Here is a 21,640-nt window from a genome sequence, read left to right as displayed (position 1 = left end):
ATGGCTACAGAAGTACATACAGTTGAAAATTTAAATGAATTTGCAACTAACATCCGCGAAAGCAATAAAAAATTTACCTTAGTATATGCATACAATGGAACAGGTAAAACTCGTTTATCAAGCGAATTTAAAGAAATAGGTAAACTTTTAGAAGGAAAGGAAAGAGATACTCTATATTTTAATGCTTTCACTGAGGATTTATTTTGGTGGAATAATGATTTGGATGATGATAACGATAGATTCCTAAACATTAACACCGCTTCACATTTTTTTGATGATATAGAAGGTTCATCAATTGATGATAGGATCAGACCTCTTTTAAGGGAATATTTTGATTTTAATTTTCGAATCATCATTGAAGAAAGTAAGGTTGTTTTCAGTAAAGAAATTGTTGAAGAAGGGAGTTCTATTACTTTAAACAATATAAAAATTTCAAGGGGTGAAGAACGCATTTTCATTTGGTGTTTCTTTTTGGCAATAGCTCAAATTGCCATAGAAAAACAAGAGCCCTACGACTGGGTAGATTATTTATACATTGACGATCCAATTTCCTCATTAGATGATATCAACGCTATAGCAGTAGCACATCATCTTGGTCGTATATTAAAATCTGAAAACAATCAAATTAAGACTGTAATTTCAACACATCATTCCTTATTTTTTAATGTCCTATGTAACGAATTAGGAACTGGCGCTCGAAAATTGTTATTAAGGCAAAACACCGATGGGTATAACTATAAATGGACAAGTGATACACCATTTATCTACCACATTTCGATTATACAACAACTAGATATGGCAATAAAGGAAGATTTACTGTATACCTATCATTTTAATGTACTTCGAAATATACTCGAAAAAGCCGCAAATTTTCATGGTTTTGCCTCTTGGAAAGATTGTATAATTGTCAATGACGATGATGACGAAGGTACACTCAGAAGTCGAATGATAAATGTGATGAATCATGGGGGTTATTCATTGTTTGAACCAACTGAAATGGTTGAACAAAATAAAATAGTATTCTCAGAAATATTTGAGAATTTTAAAAGAAATTATAAGTTCAATAAAGAACTTTTTAATGAACCAGAAGCAACTGCACTATAATGACAAAAAAAGAAGAAAAAGATTTAGGTGACGTTCTTTGGAAAGTTGCAGACACGCTAAGAGGAGCAATGAATGCTGATGATTTTAGGGATTATATGCTGTCGTTTCTTTTCCTTAGGTATTTATCAGCCAATTACGAAGAATCTGCCAAAAAGGAACTGGGCAGGGATTATCCACAACTTCCCGAGAACGATAAACGCAATGCCTTGAGCGTTTGGTATGATGCTAACAAAGCCGATGTACCTGAGTTTGAAAAACAAATGCGCCGCAAAGTGCATTATGTCATAGAACCACAATATTTATGGAATAGTGTAGCCGAGATGGCGCGTACCCAAAATAAGGAATTACTGCAAATCTTAGATAAAGGGTTTGGCTATATAGAGAATGAATCGTTTGAAAATGCGTTTCAGGGGCTATTTTCTGAAATAAATCTAAACTCAGAAAAATTAGGTAAAACACATACAGACAGAAACGACAAGCTTTGTGTTATTATCCAACAAATTGCAGATGGCATTAAAGACTTCTCCACTGATTCAGATACTCTGGGGGATGCCTATGAGTACCTTATTGGACAATTTGCGGCTGGTTCAGGAAAAAAAGCCGGAGAGTTTTACACACCTCAGCAAATTTCCTCTATCCTGTCTGAAATAGTTACCTTGGACAGCCAGGACCCTACAACAGGGCTAAAAAACAAACTAGAAAAAGTATTAGATTTTGCCTGTGGTTCGGGCTCGTTGTTATTGAATGTGAGAAAACGTATAGTAGACAATAAGGGTAGTATTGGTAAAATATATGGTCAGGAAAAAAATATCACTACCTACAACTTAGCCCGTATGAATATGTTGTTACATGGGGTTAAAGATACCGAATTTGAAATCTTTCATGGCGATACCTTATTGAATCAATGGGATGAATTGAACGAAATGAATCCGGCAAAGAAAGTGGAATTTGACGCAATAGTAGCCAACCCACCTTTTAGCTTACGCTGGGAACCCAATGAAACAATGGGCGATGATTTCCGTTTCAAAAGTTATGGGCTAGCACCTAAATCGGCAGCAGATTTTGCCTTTCTGTTGCATGGATTTCATTTCCTGAGTAATGAGGGTACAATGGCAATTATCTTGCCTCATGGTGTATTATTCCGAGGTGGCGCCGAAGAAAAAATCAGAACTAAATTATTGAAGGATAATAATATTGACACCGTTATTGGTTTGCCATCCAACCTTTTCTATTCAACTGGAATCCCGGTTTGCATTTTAGTATTGAAAAAATGTAAAAAACAAGATGATGTATTATTTATCAATGCCAGTGAGCATTATGCAAAAGGGAAACGTCAAAACACTTTAAGAGAAGGAGATGGTGACGAACCAAATGACATAGAAAAAATTATTGAAACATATAAATATCGTAACGAGATAACTCGATATTCGAAAAGAGTATCAATGGATGAAATTGAGAAACAAGGATATAATCTGAACATTTCTCGTTATGTCAATACTTCTGTTGATGAAGAAAAAATAATTTTAGAAGATGTGCATAAGAAAATGATTGATATTAACATAGCTATTAAAAACGCTACTGATAAGCATAATGAATTTTTGAAGGAATTGGGGTTGCCACCACTTTAAAATGCATCTTAAAGGTATATAGATATATGCAATATTGCACAGAATTAACCTGTGTAAAATGACCTGTGCCTAAAAACTTTTAAGAACTAAAGCAAATGTTAAAATAGTTTTATACATTAGCATTAGTACCGAAAACAAATACCACAAAGTTTTATTGAAATTAATATTCTAGAGTCACGATGACTGTAGAATGACTAAGTATTTATACCTAGTCATAACACTCATTCTAATACATACATGGCAACCAATGTTTTAATTTTTTGTTTCATCCTTATACTTCTTATTATAGGAATAATTGGTTTGATGATTAAAGAAACTCTTGACAGTTTAAAAAGTAAAAAAAGTGAAAGAAGTATTATTATAAATGTTCTGTTGACTTTAAGTATTGTACTATTATTGTTTTCTTTTTTTGCGCCTTACTTCTTTACTAATACTTCAATTGGAAAATCCATTATAACTGGAGATGCTACTGGTCTTATAGGTGATACAATGGGCGGTGTAATGAATCCATTTATTGCCATAGCAGCCGCCTTGCTGACTTTTTTAGCTTTTTGGATTCAATATAAGGCCAATGAACAACAGAAAAAGGATTTACGAATAGAAAGATTTGAAAACAAATTCTATGAATTACTCAAAATACATAGGGATAATGTTAATGAAGTTGCCATAGGACAAACTTTAACAGGAAGAAAAGCCTTTATCTCTATGTTTAATGAATTGAAGTTCACCTATTATGTCGTTAATAAATTTACCCATTTTTACAATAGCCTAAATCGTCAACATCCAATAAACGATGATATAGCATACAATGTTTCTTATTTAATATTCTTTTTTGGTATTGGTAAAAACTCTTCTATGATAGTAAAAGATTTATTAGGGGAGGATTATGATGAGTATTTTGGGGCTGTAGAAAGACAAATAAGCATTTATCAGCTTTTTTGGGAAATTGAAAGGGATTGTAAGAGAGATTTAGAAATAACGACAGACCAAGAAGAGATTTTTACCCTAGACTTACGATATAAACCCTGTAATGGTCAGATGTCAAAATTAAGCCATTACGTCCGTCATCTATTTCAATTGGTTAAATTTGTTGATGACGCAGAAGATAATATTTTTTCTTATGATCAAAAGTACGATTATATCGCTTCAATTCGCTCACAGTTATCAGCTCATGAACAACTATTATTATTTTATAATGCAGTTTCTGTTTTAGGCAAACCTTGGATTGACAATAATTATTTAAAAACGTACTGCGTTGTTAAAAGCTGTCCGTTACCACTTGCAAACTTCTATACAATGCCACGTGAATTATTAGGCGATGAAAACCAATATGGGAGGGTAATGTTCGAATGGGGAGATATAAAAAACAGAATGCAATCTGAAGTGAATTAACAATATTGATGGTTTCCACACAATCATTTATAATTTATGAATCTACACGACCTAAGAGAAGCACAAGCTGCTTTTGTAATAAGACTTGATGAAATTTTTGAGAATAGAAAAGGGTTCCACAATAAGAGAATTGCCTTTACGAGGTATTTTACTTCCAGGAAAATTGCTGAAATGGATATTGATGAATTTGTCATAGGAAAAGGGGAACATACATTTTGCCGAAAGATAGAACGTGATTTAAACGAGCTTGGAATGATAATAGGTTCAACAGCATTTAAATTTGGTGTATACTTTGGAAGGACAAAAACAGATCCTGAGCATATTTATAGAAATACAAAAATCTGGGGTCAAAATGAAGATGAATCTTTTGCGAACATTGCTCCGGCTATTGTTAAGTTGATTAAAGATGGTGCTGACGAAAATATTAAGGAAATCATCAATAGCAAATTATCCCCGATGTTCAAGGGGAAGATTTTGTCGACGTATTATCCTGAAAGGTATTTAAACGTTTTCTCGGATGACCATCTCAAGTACTTTTTGAAATCCTTTGACCTAGATACCGCACAAACGCTAAAAGCAAATCCAGTCGTAAAGAGGGAATTACTTTTAGAAATGAAGAATAATGACCCTGTTATGAAAAACTGGAGCATTGACTTGTTCATGGTATTCCTATACGACTTTTATCCTAAAAGGCCAATAAAAAATCCAAAGCCTATTCCGGATATCCTTGAAGATTATTATGAACCAAACTTTCCTACCAATCCAATAGCAAGTGAAGTTGAGTTAAATATTCTGCCTTTTGAAATTGTTGATTCAGGATCAAGAAATCCAAGAGGAAATACGAAACCCGATTATGAAAAACTAGCACGTTTGAATAAAAAGTTGGGTGACAGAGGAGAAAAGGTGGTAATGGATTTTGAAAAAAGAAGATTAGCAAAAAGGGAATTCTGCAATAAGATAAAACGTGTTTCGCTGGAATCTGACACCTATGGCTATGATATTTTATCATTTGAAGATAATGATGAGGAGATAAAAAGGTACATTGAGGTTAAAGCAACCCGTGCGAAGGTTGGGAATGCTAATTTCTTTTTAACAATTAATGAATTGAAAACCGCCAAAGAAAAAGAAAATTATTTTATTTATCTGGTCTATGATATTCTTTCAAAAGAACCAAAAATCTGGATAATTGGAAATCCGTTTAATCCGGAAAACAATAAAGTTAACTTACAACCAATAAATTATAAGGTTTCAATAAAAGTACAATAATATGGTAGCCTATAATCGCAAAACCCAGACTATCGTGATTCTCCAACCTTATTTTATTGTCTTCCTTCAATCAGTTTTAATAGTTTCGATATTCATAATCGTTTGATGCGAATTATTTATGCTCCTCATAAAAAATAATTTAATACTTTAGTTGTTTATCCCACAGCCTAATGGAAATCATCATAACAATATTTGTAGTGTCAGCAGTTTGGTATTTCTACCATCAGTATTCCCTACAAAAACAATCCAAAGAGATAAATAACCTTTCATTTGATTTGAATACCCAGAACATTAGAAATGAGTATGAAGATAAAAACGAAATCGCCAAGAGGGAAGAGGAACTCAAAAATCAGATTTTCGAACTGCGAAAGCAGGTTATAGATGTCGAAAAGGACAGTTATGAAAAAGGAAGGAAAGATGCCGAAGAGAAATTTATGAATGATTTCGTTGTTCAGGTTTTCCCTTATAAACGATACTACAAAGAAAAGAAAGACGGAATCATTGCATTTGGCAGCATTGAAAAAGTTGAAATAGGGTATCAATACCAACTTTTTGTTAAAGGCCTGCCGGCACTCAATCCCGCAATGATTGTTATCGAAACCCATGAATTAAAGGAGTTCAAATTGAATGAAGAGGGCATAAAGGCTTTAGTCCATTCCGCTATAGGAGATAAAGCTGAGATAGCAGGAACCATCATCAAAATTGCCAACAACATAATCGAGAAAAGATAATCATGGAACTTTTATTCTCAAAGATTAATGGAACAAATCCTTTTTTAAATTATGAAGATTTAAAAAGATCCATCCATAATGAATTGGGAAACGATTGTGAAAGGGCAGAAGTTTTAATCTTAAATCATTTTCCTGTTCCAGTACTTAATCCCGCTACGCTTGACCTAGTGATTTTTGTAAAAGTTCCCAATGGAGCGCGAAAGCCAAGAATAGATACGAGCGAAGGTTTCGTGTATATAAGTAATCTGATTATTGCAGTATCGGTAGTAAAGGAATATAAAGACACCAAAATTGATATTTATGAAGACCAAATAGAGGCAGATGGTAGTTATTTGGATTTACAGGACAATGCGTCCAAACTAAAATGGGGACTTACCAATTACCTGCATGAAGCTTGTGGGCTACGTGAAAATATTACAGTCCATCCTATTTTTTGGGTGCTGAATGATGAGAAAAAGGTCGCTGAACACACAATTATTGCACCATCGCTGACATTTGATTTAATAAAAAAATGCATCAGCCTAAACAGTTACCTGAAGTTCCCGGGCTATGTTGATTGGAACTACGACGACTATTATGAATTTTCCATTCACGGTATTTTTGAAACAGCATCTTTAGATAGCCAGCTGGGATATTTAACAAAACAAAAGATTGAACGGTTCCAGAACAAATTTGAACTGGCATCCCAAAAGGCCTTTGATGAAATTGGAACGCAGTTAGTCGAAGTCAGAGGGAAACCTGGTTCGGGCAAATCTTCAGATTTATTAAAATGGATGCTGCAAAACAGCCTTACTGGTAGGAAAGCGACTTTCTTAACCTATAATCATTTACTGGTATTTGAGATATCCAGGCAGATCATAGGGTTTGATACGGCATTATCGGATGGACAAAGAGCTTCGAAAGCATCGACTACCGCCAATACGATTCATTCATTCATGTATAACATTTCAAAAAAACTGGGCGTTGTATTATTGATGTCTGAGGCCAGGATAACCGAATTGAAAACAAAATTGGATGAGCGTTTCGACAGGATAAAAAATATATTTAGGGATATAAGGGCGGCAAAGAAAATCAGTAACAGGAATGAGCTTAAAAACTATTTCCAAAACCTGCCTATTTTGGATGAAGGCTTAAAAAGAGAGGCAATTGATTTTATAAATCACAGCGAAATGTTCAAGGATTTTTATGATGAAGCCAAAACGCTGCACTACATAGAGTTGTTTAAAAAGCACAAAATTGCTCAGCTTGAGGAAAACATTCATTCCAGCATTTTTTTATCAGACTACCACGAGGTACTAAAAAATACTTTAAAGGCAGTCCAAAACCTGGATTTGTTTTTCAGGGATTTTCAAATTGAAAACAAATTCGAATTATTGGAAAACAGCATGAATCTTAAATCTTCATTGAAAGATGGTAGCGGCAAAATAGATTTGGAAGAATTAAAAAAGAGATATGGCAAAAGTATCAAAGGTTTTCATGCAGGAAGAACATTATATATTGACGAAGCGCAGGATTGCCATCCCTATGAAAGAGATATTTTTTTCTCGCTATTTAATCCGAAAAATATAGTTATTGCAAGTGGTGGAAAGGAACAATTAATCAGGTATTCCCAGGTTTGTGACTGGAGTGTTTCAAAAGGATTAAAAATAGAAAGTTACCAATACATTAAAAGGCGAAAATCATATAGAATGAAGCCGGCAATAGCTGCATTAGCCAACCATATCGCCGAATCTTTTGGAATTGACTTAAATGTGGAACCCATGGAAAGCGATGACCATGGCACCATAATTATTGATAAAAACTATAACGCTGATTTAGAAAAAAAGGCAAAATTGATTAATACACTCTTGAAAAAAGGGGCTCGTCAGGGATGCACTTCGTATGATTCTATTTTAATGCTGAAAAACGCAAAAGAATCGGGGTCAGGGAATATTGAAAATTCGGAAACCATAAAAAATTTTAAGATTAACGAATATGATGTCATAAAGCTTGACGGTAGTAAAAATAAGTCGGAATGGGGATTAGTAGCAATAGCTGATAAAATAATTAATGAATCCCGGTTTTGGAATGCTACAGGAAATGTAGATAAAAAAAGGCAGAGTGTCCCGGGGTCGTTAAGCATCAGGGCAATTTATTATGAATCAAGCCGCGGTTTGGAAGCATGGGCTACAATGTGTTTTGACGTCAATGGTTTTTTTGATTCTAAAAGGAATGAGGATGAAGCGGATAATTTTCTTCTCAACGAAATTATGGATCCTGAATTCAGAAAAGATAAATATGCAGCAACATGGGTAATAATGGCCCTTACAAGAGCAATTGATACCTGCTACCTCGAATTAAGTAATTCCAATAATTTATTAATGAAGTCCATCGAAAGTTTTGTTGCGAAATACCCGGATTATATTGAGCATGCATAGCAATGATTAAGTTTGATAAGCAGACTGAAACAGACTATCTAAAACAAAAACCCATTTCTTTTTCACTACCTTTACCCCCAATCCATTACAAAACAGTTGCGATGAAAAAGATCCTATTATTTTTGCTTTTGGCAGGGCTTACCGCCACGGCACAGCCCTGGGTTGCTGTAGCTCCAATGGCTTTGGGCAGCGAACGCTATAATGCCGTTTCATTCGCGATAGGCAATAAAGGCTACGTCTGCACAGGACAGACCACAACCGCAACCCGCGAAACTACCTTTGAATACAATCCAGATGCTAATACGTGGACGCAAAAGAGCAATTTTCCTGCAGGTAAACGCAGAGGTTCGCGGGGTTTTACGGTAGGGAATAAAGCCTATGTGCTTACAGGGCGGGATGATACCCTTCCTAATGGTAATATACACAACGATATGTGGGAGTTTGACCCCGCCACCGATACCTGGACACAAAAAGCCAATTACCCCGGAGGGAATCGTGAAGACCTTATTGCTTTCGGGATTGGCAATTATGGGTACGCGGGATTTGGACTCGCAGGCAGCCGCAAACTCGACTTTTACAAATACGATCCGTCTACCGACACCTGGACACGGCTGGCCGATATCAATTACTATTGGCATCATTACGAGAGTGCTGTTTTTGTACTGAATGGTAAAGGCTATTTTGCCACGGGCTCGGCATACAACGGGACCACATTTAACGATTATACTTCCGACCACGTTTTTATGTTTGACCCCGCTACGGAAACCTGGACACAAAAAAACAACTTTACAGGAGGTGCAAGGCGATACACCACCGCATTTACCGTAAATGGAAAGGCCTATATGGGGCTTGGCTATACAGGCCAGTTCCCTATAGATCTCTGGCAGTATAATGAGGCAGCCGATTCCTGGACGCAGGTGGGTGATTTTACCGGTGGCAACCGCTTTTGGACTTCCACGTTCACCTTAGGCAGTAAAGTATATGTGGGTAATGGAAGGAATTCCAACAGCCTCACGCTCACGACCTTTTATTCATGGGAACCCACACTGGCTTTACCCGAATATAACGCAGACCCCTTCACTGTGGTTTCCGCGCAGGGTAGTATTGTAATCAGTTCAGCCCAGCCTGCAGGTTATAGTGCCGCCGTTTATGCCCTAGATGGGAAAGCGGTCCTTTCGGATGAGTTCCCAAATGACGCTACTGAACATACAATATCGCATGCCCTTCCGCACGGCATCTATCTGTTGCATATTGCGAACGAGGGTAAGCGTTATAGCAGGAAGATTGTGGTGCCTTAATTTTCTACCGACAATACGCGTCGTCAGTTCGAGTGTTTTTATGGAACGAAGTGGAATAAAAATGTATCGAGAACCAATGGCAGGAATCCCATAACATTTCTCCAAAATTCCATAACACATACCGATTGGGATGTGAGTAACTTTAGCTTTCTAAAACTAAAGTCATGGAAAACACACACAGAAACACAGCACAAAATGAGGAGCCCATTTACTATGGCGCCGATACTGAAGTAATCGAACGCTACTATGCTTCCCAAAACCCGGATCCGGATAATGATGACAAGGATAAGGAAGAAGAGGAAGAGGAAGGCGACTGGGGACACGTAGACCCTGCCGAAGGCAACAGCCCTTTCCCAGACAGTAATGACCCAAGCGGACCGGGAAGCGCGGTATAACCGTATGTTGTTCATTTTAGCTTCGCTCCGTTCGGCTTTTGCCTCGGGTCTTTGCTTGCCCAAAGAAAACATTTGATATTAATAGGAGACTCGAGACCAAAGGTCGACTGTATGGAGCGATAGCGTAATAAATGTCCTGTGGACATTCGATTTTTAATTGTTTTTTCTCTATTACTTTTTTCCTTGATGAAAAAAGTAATCAAAAAAATCAAGCCTGCATATAAAAATCTTAAAAACTACTTTGAAGCTTCGCTCCGCGCCCCAAGCCGTTCGCTTCGCTCAACTCGTGGAACGCTGCCACTGCGCTTCTGCATTGTTTTATTACGATTTTTATATGAGGGCGGTTTTCTCCCGCTGTTCTGAGAGGCAGTTCTCTGGCATTAGAATCTGGCAGGCGAGTGTCAATCAATTGAAGAATCCGTAAAAAGAAAAGCTGTTTGAGCGAAGCGAGTTCTTTTCTTTTAGGATTCGAAATTGTAATTGACCGTCGAAGATTCATAGCCTTGATTTTTTGTTTCTTTTGCATCAAGGCAAAAGAAAATAGACTAAAATAATTATAGGTTCTCGTCTCGTGGAAACAGTTGCGATAGTAAAGAACAATTAACGTCTGCAGCTTTACCCTTTATTACAACAATCTAACCAACTTTTTCCAACCTATGCTGCATATACCCCAGGATAACACCCGGGAGCGCATTGATTTCCTGCATCGTAACCGGTTTTTTAAGGAATACTATATATGGGGAGTCCAGTTGGGATTCGTTTTCGGCGATGTTGGTGGTAGTCGAGATCACAAATTTGTAAAGCGTAGGAGCGGCGTCCAGTTCCGCGAGTGCCTTTACCAGGTCGACACCGGTAAAGAAAGGCATGTACATGTCTACCAGCAATACATCGGGTATGTTCTTTTTACGGCTGATTTCATTCAGCACTTCCATGCCCGATTCCAGGCAGCCCATAAGCGTAAACCGTTCGTCGCGCTCAAAAATCTCCCGAAATAATTCGCGATCGTCATCGTCGTCGTCGGCAACCATTATTCTAAGGGGGTGTAACGGTTCCATAATCAATTTATTTAGTTTTTTATCTAAGCAAATTTCTGGGTTTTTACCCTCAATGGTGTTATAAAAATCTGCAGTAGCGTTACATAATTATCGTTGAAATGCAAGTTTGTGACGGGGTTATAAAAAAAATAAACCCATAGAGTTATTATGGGTTTATCTTCAATATAAAAGTAAGTGAATTAATTATAGCCTTGCTGATTTCATAGAGTCGTCTTCATCGGTACGATGAACTTCCACATTATGGTCTTTCGCCTGTTTTGATTTTCCGTTGTCAGGGTCATAGCTCGCTGAGTTGGGCGTTATGTTTTGGTCGCGTCCGTCTTCAGGCCCGGGTTGGGATACCGAGGTATTGCCTGCTTCCGCATTGACAGGGATATCGTTTTTGGATTTGAGTTGTTTACTGGCGGTTTTCATAATAGTGTTTTTGTAATATCAAAGTTAGTGGTGTAGTGGTTTTGTTTAATTACAATATCACAGGGTTCGGTTATATAATAACCATACGGAGGTTTTTCTATTACTTTTTTCCTTGATGAAAAAAGTAACAAAAAAATGCTGCGCCAGTTCGCTTCGCTCGTGTCAAGCCTGCATATAAAAATCGTAAAAACTACTTTGAAGCTACGTTCCGCGCCCCAAGCCGTTCGCCTTTGGCTCAACTCGTGGAGCACTGCCACTGCGCTTCTGCATTGTTTTTTACGATTTTTATATGAGGGCGGATTTCACCTCACTGTTCTAAGAAGTAGATTTTTTGGCATTAGCATCTGGCAGGCGAGTGTCAAATATTCGAAGAATCCGTAAAATGAAAAGTTGTTTGAGCGAAGCGAGTTCTTTTCATTTAGGATTTGAGAATAGATTTGACCGCCGAAGATGCATAGCCTTGAATTTTTGTTTCTTTTGTTTCAAGACAAAAGAAAGAGCTTATATCTGACTATTGCCGACAAGTCCTCTTAATATCAAATTCTTTCTTTGGGCAAACAAAGAATCGAGGCTGAAAGCCGAACTGAGCGAGCTAAAATGAACAAGAAATCCTTATCTTTGCACCCTTATTTGTAGCATCATGGAACACAAAGCAGGATTCGTAAATATAATCGGCAATCCAAACGTTGGAAAATCAACCTTAATGAATGCTTTCGTTGGGGAACGCCTATCCATTATCACCTCGAAGGCACAGACTACGCGCCACAGGATATTGGGAATCGTGAATGGAGAGGATTTCCAGGTGGTTTTATCCGATACACCGGGAATCATTAAACCCGCTTACGAAATGCAGAAATCGATGATGGACTTTGTAAAGTCTGCCTTTGAAGATGCCGATGTGTTGATATACATGGTCGAAATAGGAGAAAAGGAATTAAAGGACGAAGCATTTTTCAATAAAATCATCCACTCTACGATACCCGTATTATTATTATTGAACAAAATTGACAAATCCGATCAGCAGCAGCTCGAAGAGCAAATTGCCCTTTGGAAGGAAAAGGTTCCGAATGCAGAGATTTATCCAATTTCAGCTCTAGAGAATTTCAATGTAAAGGAAGTCTTTGCCAGGATATTGGAACTGCTTCCGGTGTCACCACCTTATTATCCGAAAGACGCGCTAACCGATAAACCCGAACGTTTCTTTGTAAACGAAACCATCCGTGAACAGATCCTAAAAAACTACGACAAGGAAATTCCTTATGCGGTAGAAATCGAAACCGAGGAATTCCTGGAAGACGAAAAAATCATCCGCATCCGTTCGGTAATCATGGTGGAACGCGATACGCAGAAAGGAATCATCATTGGGCACAAAGGCGCCGCACTAAAGAAAGTCGGAATGCAGTCGCGCGAGGAATTGGAGAAATTCTTTGGCAAGCAGATTCATATTGAACTGTATGTTAAGGTTAATAAGGATTGGAGGAGTAATAGTTACCAGCTACGACGTTTCGGCTATAATCAGAAGTAAAAAAAGAGTAGCAAAGTTACAAAGTCGCAGAGTCGCAAAGTTTTCCAAGGTTATATATTTAACACTTTGCCACTCTGCGACTTTGCCACTCTGCAACTTTACACTACCTTTGCACAAAATTAAAAAAACGCATGAACAATATTGTCGCCATAGTAGGAAGGCCAAACGTAGGGAAATCTACTTTTTTCAATCGGTTAATCAAAAGAAGGGAAGCCATCGTTGACTCGGTGAGCGGTGTTACCCGTGACCGTAATTATGGGAAAAGTGAGTGGAATGGAAAGGAATTCTCCGTAATTGATACGGGTGGTTACATCAAAGGTTCAGACGATATTTTTGAAGGTGAAATCCGCCGTCAGGTAGAACTTGCCATTGATGAGGCAGATGCCATTATTTTTGTGGTAGATGTTGAGGAAGGCATTACGCCAATGGATGCTGAGGTTGCCAAACTGCTTAGAAAAGTTACCAAACCAATTTTATTGGCCGTTAATAAAGTAGACAACGCCATGCGTGAAAAAGACGCTGTGGAGTTTTATAATTTAGGTTTGGGCGAATATTTTACCATTGCCAGCATCAGCGGAAGTGGAACCGGGGAATTGTTGGACAAGCTGGTTGAGGTTTTACCTGAATTGCCTGAAACAACAGAAGAAGAGGAAGCCCTGCCAAGGTTTTGTGTGGTAGGACGTCCTAATGCAGGAAAGTCATCTTTCATCAATGCGTTGATTGGGGAAGACCGATTCGTGGTTACCGACATTGCCGGAACTACGCGTGATGCCATCGATACCAAATACAACCGTTTCGGTTTCGAATTCAACTTAGTGGATACCGCCGGAATTAGAAGAAAAGCGAAAGTAAAGGAAGATTTGGAGTTTTATTCGGTGATGCGTTCGGTACGTGCCATTGAGCATTCGGATGTAATTATACTTTTGATAGATGCTACCCGCGGCTTTGAAGGACAGGACCAGAGTATTTTCTGGCTTGCCGAAAAGAACCGAAAAGGAGTAGTGGTTTTGGTAAACAAATGGGATTTGGTTGAAAAAGATACCATGTCGACCCGAGATTACGAAAACAAAATCAAGGAGGAATTAAAACCATTTACCGATGTGCCTATTTTATTTGTGTCGGCACTGACCAAACAGCGTTTGCTGAAAGCATTGGAAACCACGGTTCAGGTTTTTGAAAACAGGAAACAGCGTATCCAGACTTCCAAGTTCAACGACTTCATGCTGAAACTGATTGAGGCGTATCCGCCACCGGCAGTAAAAGGAAAATACGTGAAAATCAAATACTGCATGCAGCTGCCAACACCAACGCCACAGTTTGTGTTCTTCGCCAACCTACCACAGTATGTTCAGGAAGCCTACAAACGTTTCCTTGAAAATAAAATCCGTGAAAACTGGGATTTTTCAGGTGTTCCGATTGATATTTATATTAGGGAGAAGTAATTGGATTTGACAATTGGGAATTTTTTACACCATTGTAAATAATCCGAATTAATACAATGTCTTTCTTCTTTTGCCTTGAAGCAAAAGAAGCAAAAATTCAAGGCTCAGAATCTTAGAACAGCGGAGTCAAATCCGCCCTCATATAAAAATCGTAATAAAACAATGAGAAGTGAAGTGGCAGCGTTGCACGAGTTGAGCCAAAGGCGAACGGCTTGGGACGCGGAACGGAACTTCGAAGTAGTTTTTGAGATTTTTATATGCAGGCTTGACACGAGCGAAGCGAACTGGCGCAGCATTTTTTTGATTACTTTTTTCATCAAGGAAAAAAGTAATAAATCAGGATAATTAGAAACCGAATGTCCACAGGACATTTATTACGCTATCGCTCCATACAGTCGACCTTTGGTCTCGAGTCTCCTCTTAATATCAAATGTTTTCTTTGGACAAGCAAAGACCCGAGGCAAAATGCCGAACTGAGCGAAGCTAAAATGAACATAAAATTATTAAAGTACGCATAATCATTTGAAAAAGGTTTTATATAACGAATCAAAGGTGATATCTAGAATTGTTAATTATTTCGTAAGAATTTTTAACATTTAACAATAAAATAAGAAATTAGCCGTTATTAGTAAATCTAACCAACCGCTAATTTTTTTTATGCCAAAATCGTTACTGATTACCTGCCTGCTGCTTGTTTCCACTTTTGCCTTTTCCCAGAAAAGCATTTCCCTGAAAGGAAAGGTTGTTGATGAGACTACCAAATTACCTATTGAATCCGCCACTGTTTATCTTTCAGCCGTTAAAGATTCGGCTGTAGTAGATTATACCATTACCAACAAGCTTGGGAATTTTGAATTCAAAATCAAAAAAATCAACCAGGCTGTGTTCCTGAAGGTTTCGTTTGTAAGCTATCGCGAAAGCAAAATAGCGTTGGAATCCATAACCGAAGACCGGGATTTTGGAACCATTGCCCTGAAGGAAGTGGTAAACAAACTCGATGAGGTTGTCATCAAAAATGAAACACCACCGATAAGGATCAAAAAGGATACACTCGAGTTCAATGCCTCCTCATTCAAACTGCGTCCCGATGCGAATGTAGAAACACTGCTCAAACAATTACCCGGTGTTGAAATCGATGCCGATGGAAAGATAACCGTCAACGGAAAGGAAGTCAACCAGATTTTGGTGAATGGCAAACCGTTCTTTGACAAAGACGGAAAAATTGCGTTGCAGAACCTGCCTTCCGATATCATCAATAAGGTCCAGGTTACGGATACCAAAACCAAAAAGGAAGAAATCACCGGACAGGCGGCAAGTTCCAATAATGCCAGCATTAATTTGACCATTGACGAGGATAAGAACAAAGGATTGTTTGGGAAATTCATGGCTGGCGGAGGAACCGATAAGCGCTACGAAAGCAGTGCGCTGGTCAATTATTTTAAGGGGAAGCGGAAAATCAGTGCTTTGGCTTCCTCCAATAATATCAACTCGACGGGTTTTTCGATGGATGAGATTTTTGACAATATGAGCGGCAGCCGGAACAATTCCTTTTATACCAGTTCGGATGGTTCGTTTGGGTTGAACGGGATGACTTTTGGCGGCAATAAGGGAATCACGCATTCCAACCTTGTAGGAATTAATTATTCGGATGAATTTGCAAAGGATTTTGATGCCACGGCAAGTTACTTCTTTGCCGGAGCAGATAGCAATAATAAAAGAAAGACCAATCAAATCAACTTCCTGCCCGATGGTAATTTTACGACCAATTCCAATTCCGATTCCAAGGAAGACAAATACAGCCACAACCTAAACATGGAACTCGAATATAAAATCGATTCGACGTTTTCCTTTGTGATGTCGCCAAAATTTGCCAAATCCAACAACAAATCCACCACTAGTTCCTTTGAGGAATCGCTGGATGATGCCAACCAGCTACTGAATGAAAGCAGTTCGTTTGTAACCAATGATTATGATAAACTCAGCTTTAGCAATACGATTGATTTCAACAAGGCGTTCCGTAGAAAAGGCAGGAATATCAGCGGTTCGGTACAAAATGAAAACATCAGGAGCCAGCAGGACAACCTGACCAATTCGAGCACCATTTTTTACCAGGGAACGGATCCCGACGACATCCGGAACCAAATTAAGAATACCCGGACTACAGGCGATAAGTATTCGTTTGGTGTGCAATACACCGAGCCCGTCATTGACTCACTGAGTGTTTTTGTCAGCCTGGATGTGGAGCAGGAAAAGAAACTGGATAAGAGGAAAGCATTTGATTTCGATTCGGTTTTGGGAACCTATACCCTTGAAAATGATGTGCTGTCCAATTATATGACTTCGACCCGGAATACCATTTGGGCCAAATCGGGAATCCAGATTTCAAAAAGCAAGCTCAATCTTTACATCACCGGAGGACAGGCAATCACTAAATTCGACAACCATTCGCTGTATCTTGGAAACACCATTGATTTGAATAAGAAATACATCCTGCCGGTATTTGATGTTTGGGGCGGTTATAATTTTACCAAGACCAAAGGAATCTGGGTAAATTATAATTATGAGGTTGATTATCCGGAAGCCAATCAGGTATTGCCGGTTGAGAATTTGGCAAACCCACTAAATACCTATAAAGGGAATGCCGAATTGAATCCGAATAAATACCATCGGTTTTATTTCAGTTTTAGGGATTTTGATTATGCTACGCGTTCAGGTTACAGCATTTATACCGGAGGCAGTTATTACGACAACCAGATTGTTTCCTCTACAACTTACGATGCCAACAGGAAACGAACCACAACCTTTGAGAATATTTCGGGAACTTATGAAAGCTGGCTGGGCTTCAATTGGAACAAAACCATAAAAAAAGGAGTGCACAGTTTTAAATTTGGCTTTGGAGCCAATACGGGCTATGATCTGTCAAAAGGATACACCAATGGCAAAATCTATGAGGCCAATGTTTTTGACATTACGCCAAGGGTAAATTTCACTTATGATTATGGCGAATTGTTTTCGATAAATCCAACCTATCGTTACACTCTTAATGATACTAAATATAGCAATTATGTGGTGGGTTCGGCTTCGAGTTTTATCCATAGGTTCAATATGCAGGTTACCAATTACTGGCCTAAGAACTGGGTTTTTGGAAATGATTTTGGGTATACCTACAACTCCAATATTGCTGACGGCTTTAAGAAGGATTTCTATTTGTGGAATACCAGCCTTGCCTATAGTTTCTACAACAAGAAATTCACCGCCAAGGTTAAGATATACGATCTGTTGAACCAGAACCAGAATGCAACACGGACGATTACGCCAACGAGCATCAGGGATGAAGAAAACATAGTCTTGAAACGTTACGCCATGTTTTCATTAACGTATAAGATTGAGAAATTTGCCGGAAAGGAAAAGAAATCCGAAGGGAGCAGGTTTCATTGGTAAAAAAGAAAACCCTCGTTTGGAAGACGAGGGTTTTTTTATTAATTAGTTCCGTCAGTTTGAGTGTTTTATATTCCACGTAGTGGAATTAAAATGTATCGAGAACCGTTGTTAAATGAAGCTTCTCGATAAAATTTTGCTTCGCAAAACCACTCGAAGTGACGCTTTGTTTTTTGTAACAGCTGTTTAGTCTTACCAGCTTCCACCGGCACCACCACCAGAGAATCCGCCACCGCCAAATCCGCCACCGAATCCGCCACCGCCTGAACTTCCACCGCCAAAGCCACCAAATCCTCCACCGCCACTGCTTCTGCCAAGGCTGCTTAGTAAGATGATGTCGGCTAAGTCCATTCCACCGCCGCGGCCACCGCGATTGTTTTTATTCTTGGACGCAATGATGATAATGACAATGATGATTACGAGGATAGGGATGAAAGGGAATCCTCCGCCTTTCTTGTTTTCCTTCCGTTCGCCTTTGTATTTTCCGGTAAAGACATCAAACAGCGCATCGGCACCTTTATCCAGGCCGTTATAATAACTTCCGGCCTTGAATTCGGGAATGATGACATTACGGATGATTTCACCATTCTGCCCAGCCGTCAGCCTGTCTTCCAAACCGTAACCCGGAGCAATCCAGATTTTGTGTTCCTTATTGGCAACCAAAATGAAAACACCATTGTCTTCCTTTGCCTGTCCAACGCCCCATTCATGACCCCATTTTGGAGCCAGGATTCCGATGTCTTCGCCTTTCAGGCTTTCGATGGTTACGACTACAATCTGTGTGGAAGTGGAGTCGGAATACCGAATCAGTTTTTCTTCCAGCTGCGTTTTTTCGCTGGCACTCAAAAGGTTCGCATAGTCATAAACCGAAGTCTGGAAATCGGGTTTCTTTGGAATGTCAAATTGGGCAATGGCCGGTAAACAAGTGAATAGGATGATAACGAAATAAAGGATTCCCTTGTAATTTGGAATGTTCATAATTTAAAATTTAGCATTTAAAATTCAAAATAACCATAAGTTATCCTCTTGATATTTCGTTTGAAAGTTCGTCGGTGTCGCTGTCCAGATAAGGGAAATGCTTTTTAAGCTGTTCGCCGGCATTCAGGATGCCATCGATCAATCCCTGTTTGAAATCCCCGTTTTGGAAATGGCCTGCCATCACATCTTTGGTACAATTCCAAAAATCATCACTGACTTTTTCATTGATTCCCTTATCGCCATAAATGGCAAACTGTTTGCTTTTTACAGCCACATAAATGATAACGCCATTGCGCTCACGGGTATTTTCCATATTGAGCATTTGGAAAACTTCCACCGCTCTTTCTATAGCTGACGCGGAAGTCTCTTTTTCTATGTGTACCCTGATTTCGCCTGAAGTATTTTTTTCGGCTTTGCCAATGGCAGCCACGATTTCCTGTTCTTCTTCAGAAGTCAGGAAGTTTTCTACTTTAGACATTCCGATTAGAATTTTACACTCGGAGCCTTATCAGCACCAGCTGCAGCTTCGAAATATGGTTTTTCCTTCAGGCCATACATTCCGGCAAGGATATTTCTTGGGAAGGTGTTGATGTTATTGTTGTAAGGCTTAATGGCTTCGTTATAACGGGTCCTTGCAGTTAAAATCTGGTTTTCTGTGCTTGCCAGTTCGTCCTGTAGTTTTAGGAAATTTTGATTTGCCTTAAGGTCAGGATATTGCTCCACGCTTACCAATAATCTTGATAAGGCAGATGAAACGCCAGACTGTGCCTGTGAAAACGCAGCCATTTGCTCCGGAGTGATATTGCTTGGGTCAACAGTCACCGAAGTGGCTTTAGCCCTTGCTTCAATAACGGCGGTTAAGGTAGTCTGCTCGTGTTTTGCGTATCCTTTTACGGTTTCCACCAAATTTGGAATAAGGTCTGTTCTTCTTTGGTAAGCGGTTTGAACGTTACCCCAGCTTTCTTTGATGTTTTGGTCAAAGGTTACAGCTTTGTTGTAGATGCCTGATGCCCAGCTGTAGATTATGAAAATTACAACTAATGCGATAATCCAAGGTAAAAATTTTCTAAAGTTCATTTGTGTTTAATTTAAAGTTGTTTTTAATTTTTGTTTTTATAATTGGCCTTTAATGCCCAGGAGCTGAGCCTTAATTGCCTCGAGTTTGGAGATGATTTCAAACTTGTCCAATGTTTTCTTTTGGCCTTCTTTTAAGTGTGTCTTTGCACCTTCCAGCGTAAATCCGCGTTCTTTTACCAAATGATAAATCAGTTGTAAGTTCTTCACATCTTCGGGAGTGAACATTCGGTTTCCTTTGGCATTTTTCTTGGGTTTCAGGATGTCGAATTCCTTGTCCCAAAAACGGATTAACGATGTGTTCACATTAAAAGCCTTGGAGACTTCTCCAATGCTATAATATCTTTTGCCTTCTTTTAGTTCTATATGCATAGTAATTTGGTTTGGTTTGACTGTACTTTCAGCATCAGTCAAGTGATTGGTTTTCCTGGTTAGCTACTTTTGAAATGGCTACATATTCTGCAGCCGATATGTTTCCGTAATAAAAATTAATCGGATTGACTACTTTGCCATCCTTGTGTACTTCGTAATGCAGGTGTGGTGCTTCGCTTCGTCCAGTACTTCCAACATAGCCAATAATATCGCCACGTTTTACCTTTTGCCCTGCACGGCATTTGTATTTGCTCAAATGGCCATATAAAGTCAGGTAACCGTAACCATGCCTGATTTCGATATGGTTTCCATAACCCGATTTCGAATTATCGGCAGCAGCCACAACACCATCGCCTGTGGCATATATTGGTGTTCCTGTCGCAGCGGTAAAATCCATGCCTTCGTGCATTTTCCTAACTTTCGTAAAAGGATCGCTTCGGTATCCAAAACCGGAAGCAATGCGTTTCATCTGCTCATTTTTTACCGGTTGGATTGCCGGGATTGCAGCCAGTAATTTGTTTTTTTCTTTGGCCAGTTTCAATATCTCATCCAGGGATTTGGATTGTATTGCCAATTCCTTCGAAATGATATCCACACGTTTGGAAGTGTTCACCACCAAATCCGAATTGTTAAATCCTTCCAATTCCTTGTATCGGTTCACACCGCCAAAACCGGCCTTGCGCTGTTCTGTCGGAATAGGTGAGGTGTTGAAATAGGCACGGTAAATATTGTTATCCCTTTCGGCAACATCATTCAAAACTTCGTCAACCTCGTCCATCTTTTTATTCAAAATGGAATACCGCAGTTTCATCGTTTCAATTTCACGAGCCTGCAAACGGTCTTTCGGCGTATCTAAAAGGGAAGTATTCAGCAAAGCCACAAAACATAAAAATCCAAAAAGTGCGGAAGCAAGTAAAAACAAACCAATGTAACCCAGTTTTTTGGAGAGTTTTGGTTTAATTTTTCGGTAAGCCAAACTTTCGGTATCGAAATAATACTTTACTTTTTTCGCCATCTTTTAATTTATGCTATTTTTGTGCTTGTTTTAAGAAAACAATGGTTATACGAACAAATTTAACAAATGTTTCAGTCAATGCCTAAATTTTTAGTG

The 21,640-nt window shown here is 38.8% G+C and carries 19 protein-coding genes; 11 read left to right on the top strand and 8 right to left on the bottom strand.

Going from position 1 to position 21,640, the window contains the following annotated elements; all coding sequences use genetic code 11:
- The 8 genes from L1S31_RS01235 to L1S31_RS01200 all read left to right on the top strand — a co-directional run bounded on the left by L1S31_RS01235 (position 1) and on the right by L1S31_RS01200 (position 10,231).
- Complete coding sequence (locus L1S31_RS01235; RefSeq protein WP_236461081.1) at positions 1–1,104, top strand: AAA family ATPase; 1,104 nt, start codon at positions 1–3, stop codon at positions 1,102–1,104.
- Positions 1,104–2,732, top strand: coding sequence for a type I restriction-modification system subunit M (locus tag L1S31_RS01230; RefSeq protein ID WP_236461079.1), 1,629 nt, complete (start codon positions 1,104–1,106; stop codon positions 2,730–2,732). The genes L1S31_RS01235 and L1S31_RS01230 overlap by 1 nt, the downstream gene beginning before the upstream one ends.
- Positions 2,733–2,969: 237 nt before the next feature.
- Complete coding sequence (locus tag L1S31_RS01225; protein ID WP_236461077.1) at positions 2,970–4,124, top strand: putative phage abortive infection protein; 1,155 nt, start codon at positions 2,970–2,972, stop codon at positions 4,122–4,124.
- 36 nt (positions 4,125–4,160) lie between these two features.
- Positions 4,161–5,390 (top strand): protein NO VEIN domain-containing protein, encoded by a 1,230-nt coding sequence (locus L1S31_RS01220; RefSeq protein ID WP_236461075.1) that lies wholly within the window; start codon positions 4,161–4,163, stop codon positions 5,388–5,390.
- A gap of 170 nt (positions 5,391–5,560) precedes the next feature.
- Positions 5,561–6,121, top strand: a complete 561-nt coding sequence (locus tag L1S31_RS01215; RefSeq protein WP_236461073.1) for a hypothetical protein — start codon at positions 5,561–5,563, stop codon at positions 6,119–6,121.
- A gap of 2 nt (positions 6,122–6,123) precedes the next feature.
- Complete coding sequence (locus tag L1S31_RS01210; protein ID WP_236461072.1) at positions 6,124–8,538, top strand: hypothetical protein; 2,415 nt, start codon at positions 6,124–6,126, stop codon at positions 8,536–8,538.
- Positions 8,539–8,639: 101 nt separating this feature from the next.
- Positions 8,640–9,836 carry a T9SS type A sorting domain-containing protein gene (locus L1S31_RS01205; RefSeq protein WP_236461070.1) on the top strand — a complete coding sequence of 399 codons (1,197 nt, stop codon included), beginning with the start codon at positions 8,640–8,642 and terminating at the stop codon, positions 9,834–9,836.
- A gap of 164 nt (positions 9,837–10,000) precedes the next feature.
- Positions 10,001–10,231, top strand: a complete 231-nt coding sequence (locus tag L1S31_RS01200) for a hypothetical protein (protein WP_236461068.1) — start codon at positions 10,001–10,003, stop codon at positions 10,229–10,231.
- Between the two features lie 229 nt (positions 10,232–10,460).
- On the opposite strand, the gene L1S31_RS01195 is transcribed toward L1S31_RS01200, so the two are convergent.
- The 3 genes from L1S31_RS01195 to L1S31_RS01185 form a co-directional block, all read right to left on the bottom strand.
- Complete coding sequence (locus L1S31_RS01195; protein WP_236461067.1) at positions 10,461–10,760, bottom strand: hypothetical protein; 300 nt, start codon at positions 10,758–10,760, stop codon at positions 10,461–10,463.
- Positions 10,761–10,866: 106 nt separating this feature from the next.
- Positions 10,867–11,286, bottom strand: coding sequence for a response regulator (locus tag L1S31_RS01190; RefSeq protein ID WP_236461065.1), 420 nt, complete (start codon positions 11,284–11,286; stop codon positions 10,867–10,869).
- A gap of 183 nt (positions 11,287–11,469) precedes the next feature.
- Positions 11,470–11,700, bottom strand: a complete 231-nt coding sequence (locus tag L1S31_RS01185) for a hypothetical protein (protein ID WP_236461063.1) — start codon at positions 11,698–11,700, stop codon at positions 11,470–11,472.
- Between the two features lie 640 nt (positions 11,701–12,340).
- Between L1S31_RS01185 and era the strand changes: the two genes are divergently transcribed.
- The 3 genes from era (at position 12,341) to L1S31_RS01170 (ending at position 18,108) form a co-directional block, all read left to right on the top strand.
- Positions 12,341–13,225 carry a GTPase Era gene (gene era / locus L1S31_RS01180; RefSeq protein ID WP_236461061.1) on the top strand — a complete coding sequence of 295 codons (885 nt, stop codon included), beginning with the start codon at positions 12,341–12,343 and terminating at the stop codon, positions 13,223–13,225.
- A 131-nt stretch (positions 13,226–13,356) separates the two neighbouring features.
- Positions 13,357–14,667 carry a ribosome biogenesis GTPase Der gene (der, locus tag L1S31_RS01175; RefSeq protein ID WP_236461058.1) on the top strand — a complete coding sequence of 437 codons (1,311 nt, stop codon included), beginning with the start codon at positions 13,357–13,359 and terminating at the stop codon, positions 14,665–14,667.
- Between the two features lie 657 nt (positions 14,668–15,324).
- Positions 15,325–18,108, top strand: a complete 2,784-nt coding sequence (locus L1S31_RS01170; protein WP_236461055.1) for an outer membrane beta-barrel protein — start codon at positions 15,325–15,327, stop codon at positions 18,106–18,108.
- 189 nt (positions 18,109–18,297) lie between these two features.
- On the opposite strand, the gene L1S31_RS01165 is transcribed toward L1S31_RS01170, so the two are convergent.
- Genes L1S31_RS01165 through L1S31_RS01145 form a run of 5 tightly spaced genes read right to left on the bottom strand, consistent with a single transcriptional unit; the run spans position 18,298 to position 21,544 of the window.
- Positions 18,298–19,083, bottom strand: coding sequence for a TPM domain-containing protein (locus tag L1S31_RS01165; RefSeq protein WP_236461053.1), 786 nt, complete (start codon positions 19,081–19,083; stop codon positions 18,298–18,300).
- A 40-nt stretch (positions 19,084–19,123) separates the two neighbouring features.
- Entirely contained in the window at positions 19,124–19,561 is a 438-nt protein-coding gene (locus L1S31_RS01160) for a TPM domain-containing protein (RefSeq protein ID WP_236461051.1), read from the bottom strand.
- A gap of 5 nt (positions 19,562–19,566) precedes the next feature.
- Entirely contained in the window at positions 19,567–20,160 is a 594-nt protein-coding gene (locus L1S31_RS01155) for a LemA family protein (RefSeq protein WP_236461048.1), read from the bottom strand.
- Positions 20,161–20,196: 36 nt separating this feature from the next.
- Positions 20,197–20,529, bottom strand: coding sequence for a MerR family transcriptional regulator (locus L1S31_RS01150; RefSeq protein ID WP_236461046.1), 333 nt, complete (start codon positions 20,527–20,529; stop codon positions 20,197–20,199).
- A gap of 34 nt (positions 20,530–20,563) precedes the next feature.
- On the bottom strand, positions 20,564–21,544 hold the full coding sequence (locus L1S31_RS01145) for a peptidoglycan DD-metalloendopeptidase family protein (RefSeq protein WP_236461044.1): 981 nt from the start codon (positions 21,542–21,544) through the stop codon (positions 20,564–20,566).
- Positions 21,545–21,640: the final 96 nt, after the last annotated feature.

It is taken from the genome of Flavobacterium wongokense (assembly GCF_021608265.1).
Taxonomy (GTDB): Bacteria; Bacteroidota; Bacteroidia; order Flavobacteriales; family Flavobacteriaceae; genus Flavobacterium; species Flavobacterium wongokense.
The sequence above is the reverse complement of the archived record's forward strand: the minus strand, read 5'-3'. Positions and strand labels throughout refer to the sequence as shown.

Bases quoted from the DNA above. Each gene is read 5' to 3' on its own strand.
- L1S31_RS01225 (WP_236461077.1), top strand. From the start codon at position 2,970: ATGGCAACCAATGTTTTAATTTTTTGTTTCATCCTTATACTTCTTATT.
- L1S31_RS01150 (WP_236461046.1), bottom strand. From the start codon at position 20,529: ATGCATATAGAACTAAAAGAAGGCAAAAGATATTATAGCATTGGAGAA.
- L1S31_RS01230 (WP_236461079.1), top strand. From the start codon at position 1,104: ATGACAAAAAAAGAAGAAAAAGATTTAGGTGACGTTCTTTGGAAAGTT.
- L1S31_RS01160 (WP_236461051.1), bottom strand. From the start codon at position 19,561: ATGTCTAAAGTAGAAAACTTCCTGACTTCTGAAGAAGAACAGGAAATC.
- der (WP_236461058.1), top strand. From the start codon at position 13,357: ATGAACAATATTGTCGCCATAGTAGGAAGGCCAAACGTAGGGAAATCT.
- L1S31_RS01200 (WP_236461068.1), top strand. From the start codon at position 10,001: ATGGAAAACACACACAGAAACACAGCACAAAATGAGGAGCCCATTTAC.
- L1S31_RS01205 (WP_236461070.1), top strand. From the start codon at position 8,640: ATGAAAAAGATCCTATTATTTTTGCTTTTGGCAGGGCTTACCGCCACG.
- L1S31_RS01165 (WP_236461053.1), bottom strand. From the start codon at position 19,083: ATGAACATTCCAAATTACAAGGGAATCCTTTATTTCGTTATCATCCTA.
- L1S31_RS01145 (WP_236461044.1), bottom strand. From the start codon at position 21,544: ATGGCGAAAAAAGTAAAGTATTATTTCGATACCGAAAGTTTGGCTTAC.
- era (WP_236461061.1), top strand. From the start codon at position 12,341: ATGGAACACAAAGCAGGATTCGTAAATATAATCGGCAATCCAAACGTT.
- L1S31_RS01220 (WP_236461075.1), top strand. From the start codon at position 4,161: ATGAATCTACACGACCTAAGAGAAGCACAAGCTGCTTTTGTAATAAGA.
- L1S31_RS01210 (WP_236461072.1), top strand. From the start codon at position 6,124: ATGGAACTTTTATTCTCAAAGATTAATGGAACAAATCCTTTTTTAAAT.
- L1S31_RS01155 (WP_236461048.1), bottom strand. From the start codon at position 20,160: ATGAACTTTAGAAAATTTTTACCTTGGATTATCGCATTAGTTGTAATT.
- L1S31_RS01215 (WP_236461073.1), top strand. From the start codon at position 5,561: ATGGAAATCATCATAACAATATTTGTAGTGTCAGCAGTTTGGTATTTC.
- L1S31_RS01185 (WP_236461063.1), bottom strand. From the start codon at position 11,700: ATGAAAACCGCCAGTAAACAACTCAAATCCAAAAACGATATCCCTGTC.
- L1S31_RS01170 (WP_236461055.1), top strand. From the start codon at position 15,325: ATGCCAAAATCGTTACTGATTACCTGCCTGCTGCTTGTTTCCACTTTT.
- L1S31_RS01235 (WP_236461081.1), top strand. From the start codon at position 1: ATGGCTACAGAAGTACATACAGTTGAAAATTTAAATGAATTTGCAACT.
- L1S31_RS01190 (WP_236461065.1), bottom strand. From the start codon at position 11,286: ATGGAACCGTTACACCCCCTTAGAATAATGGTTGCCGACGACGACGAT.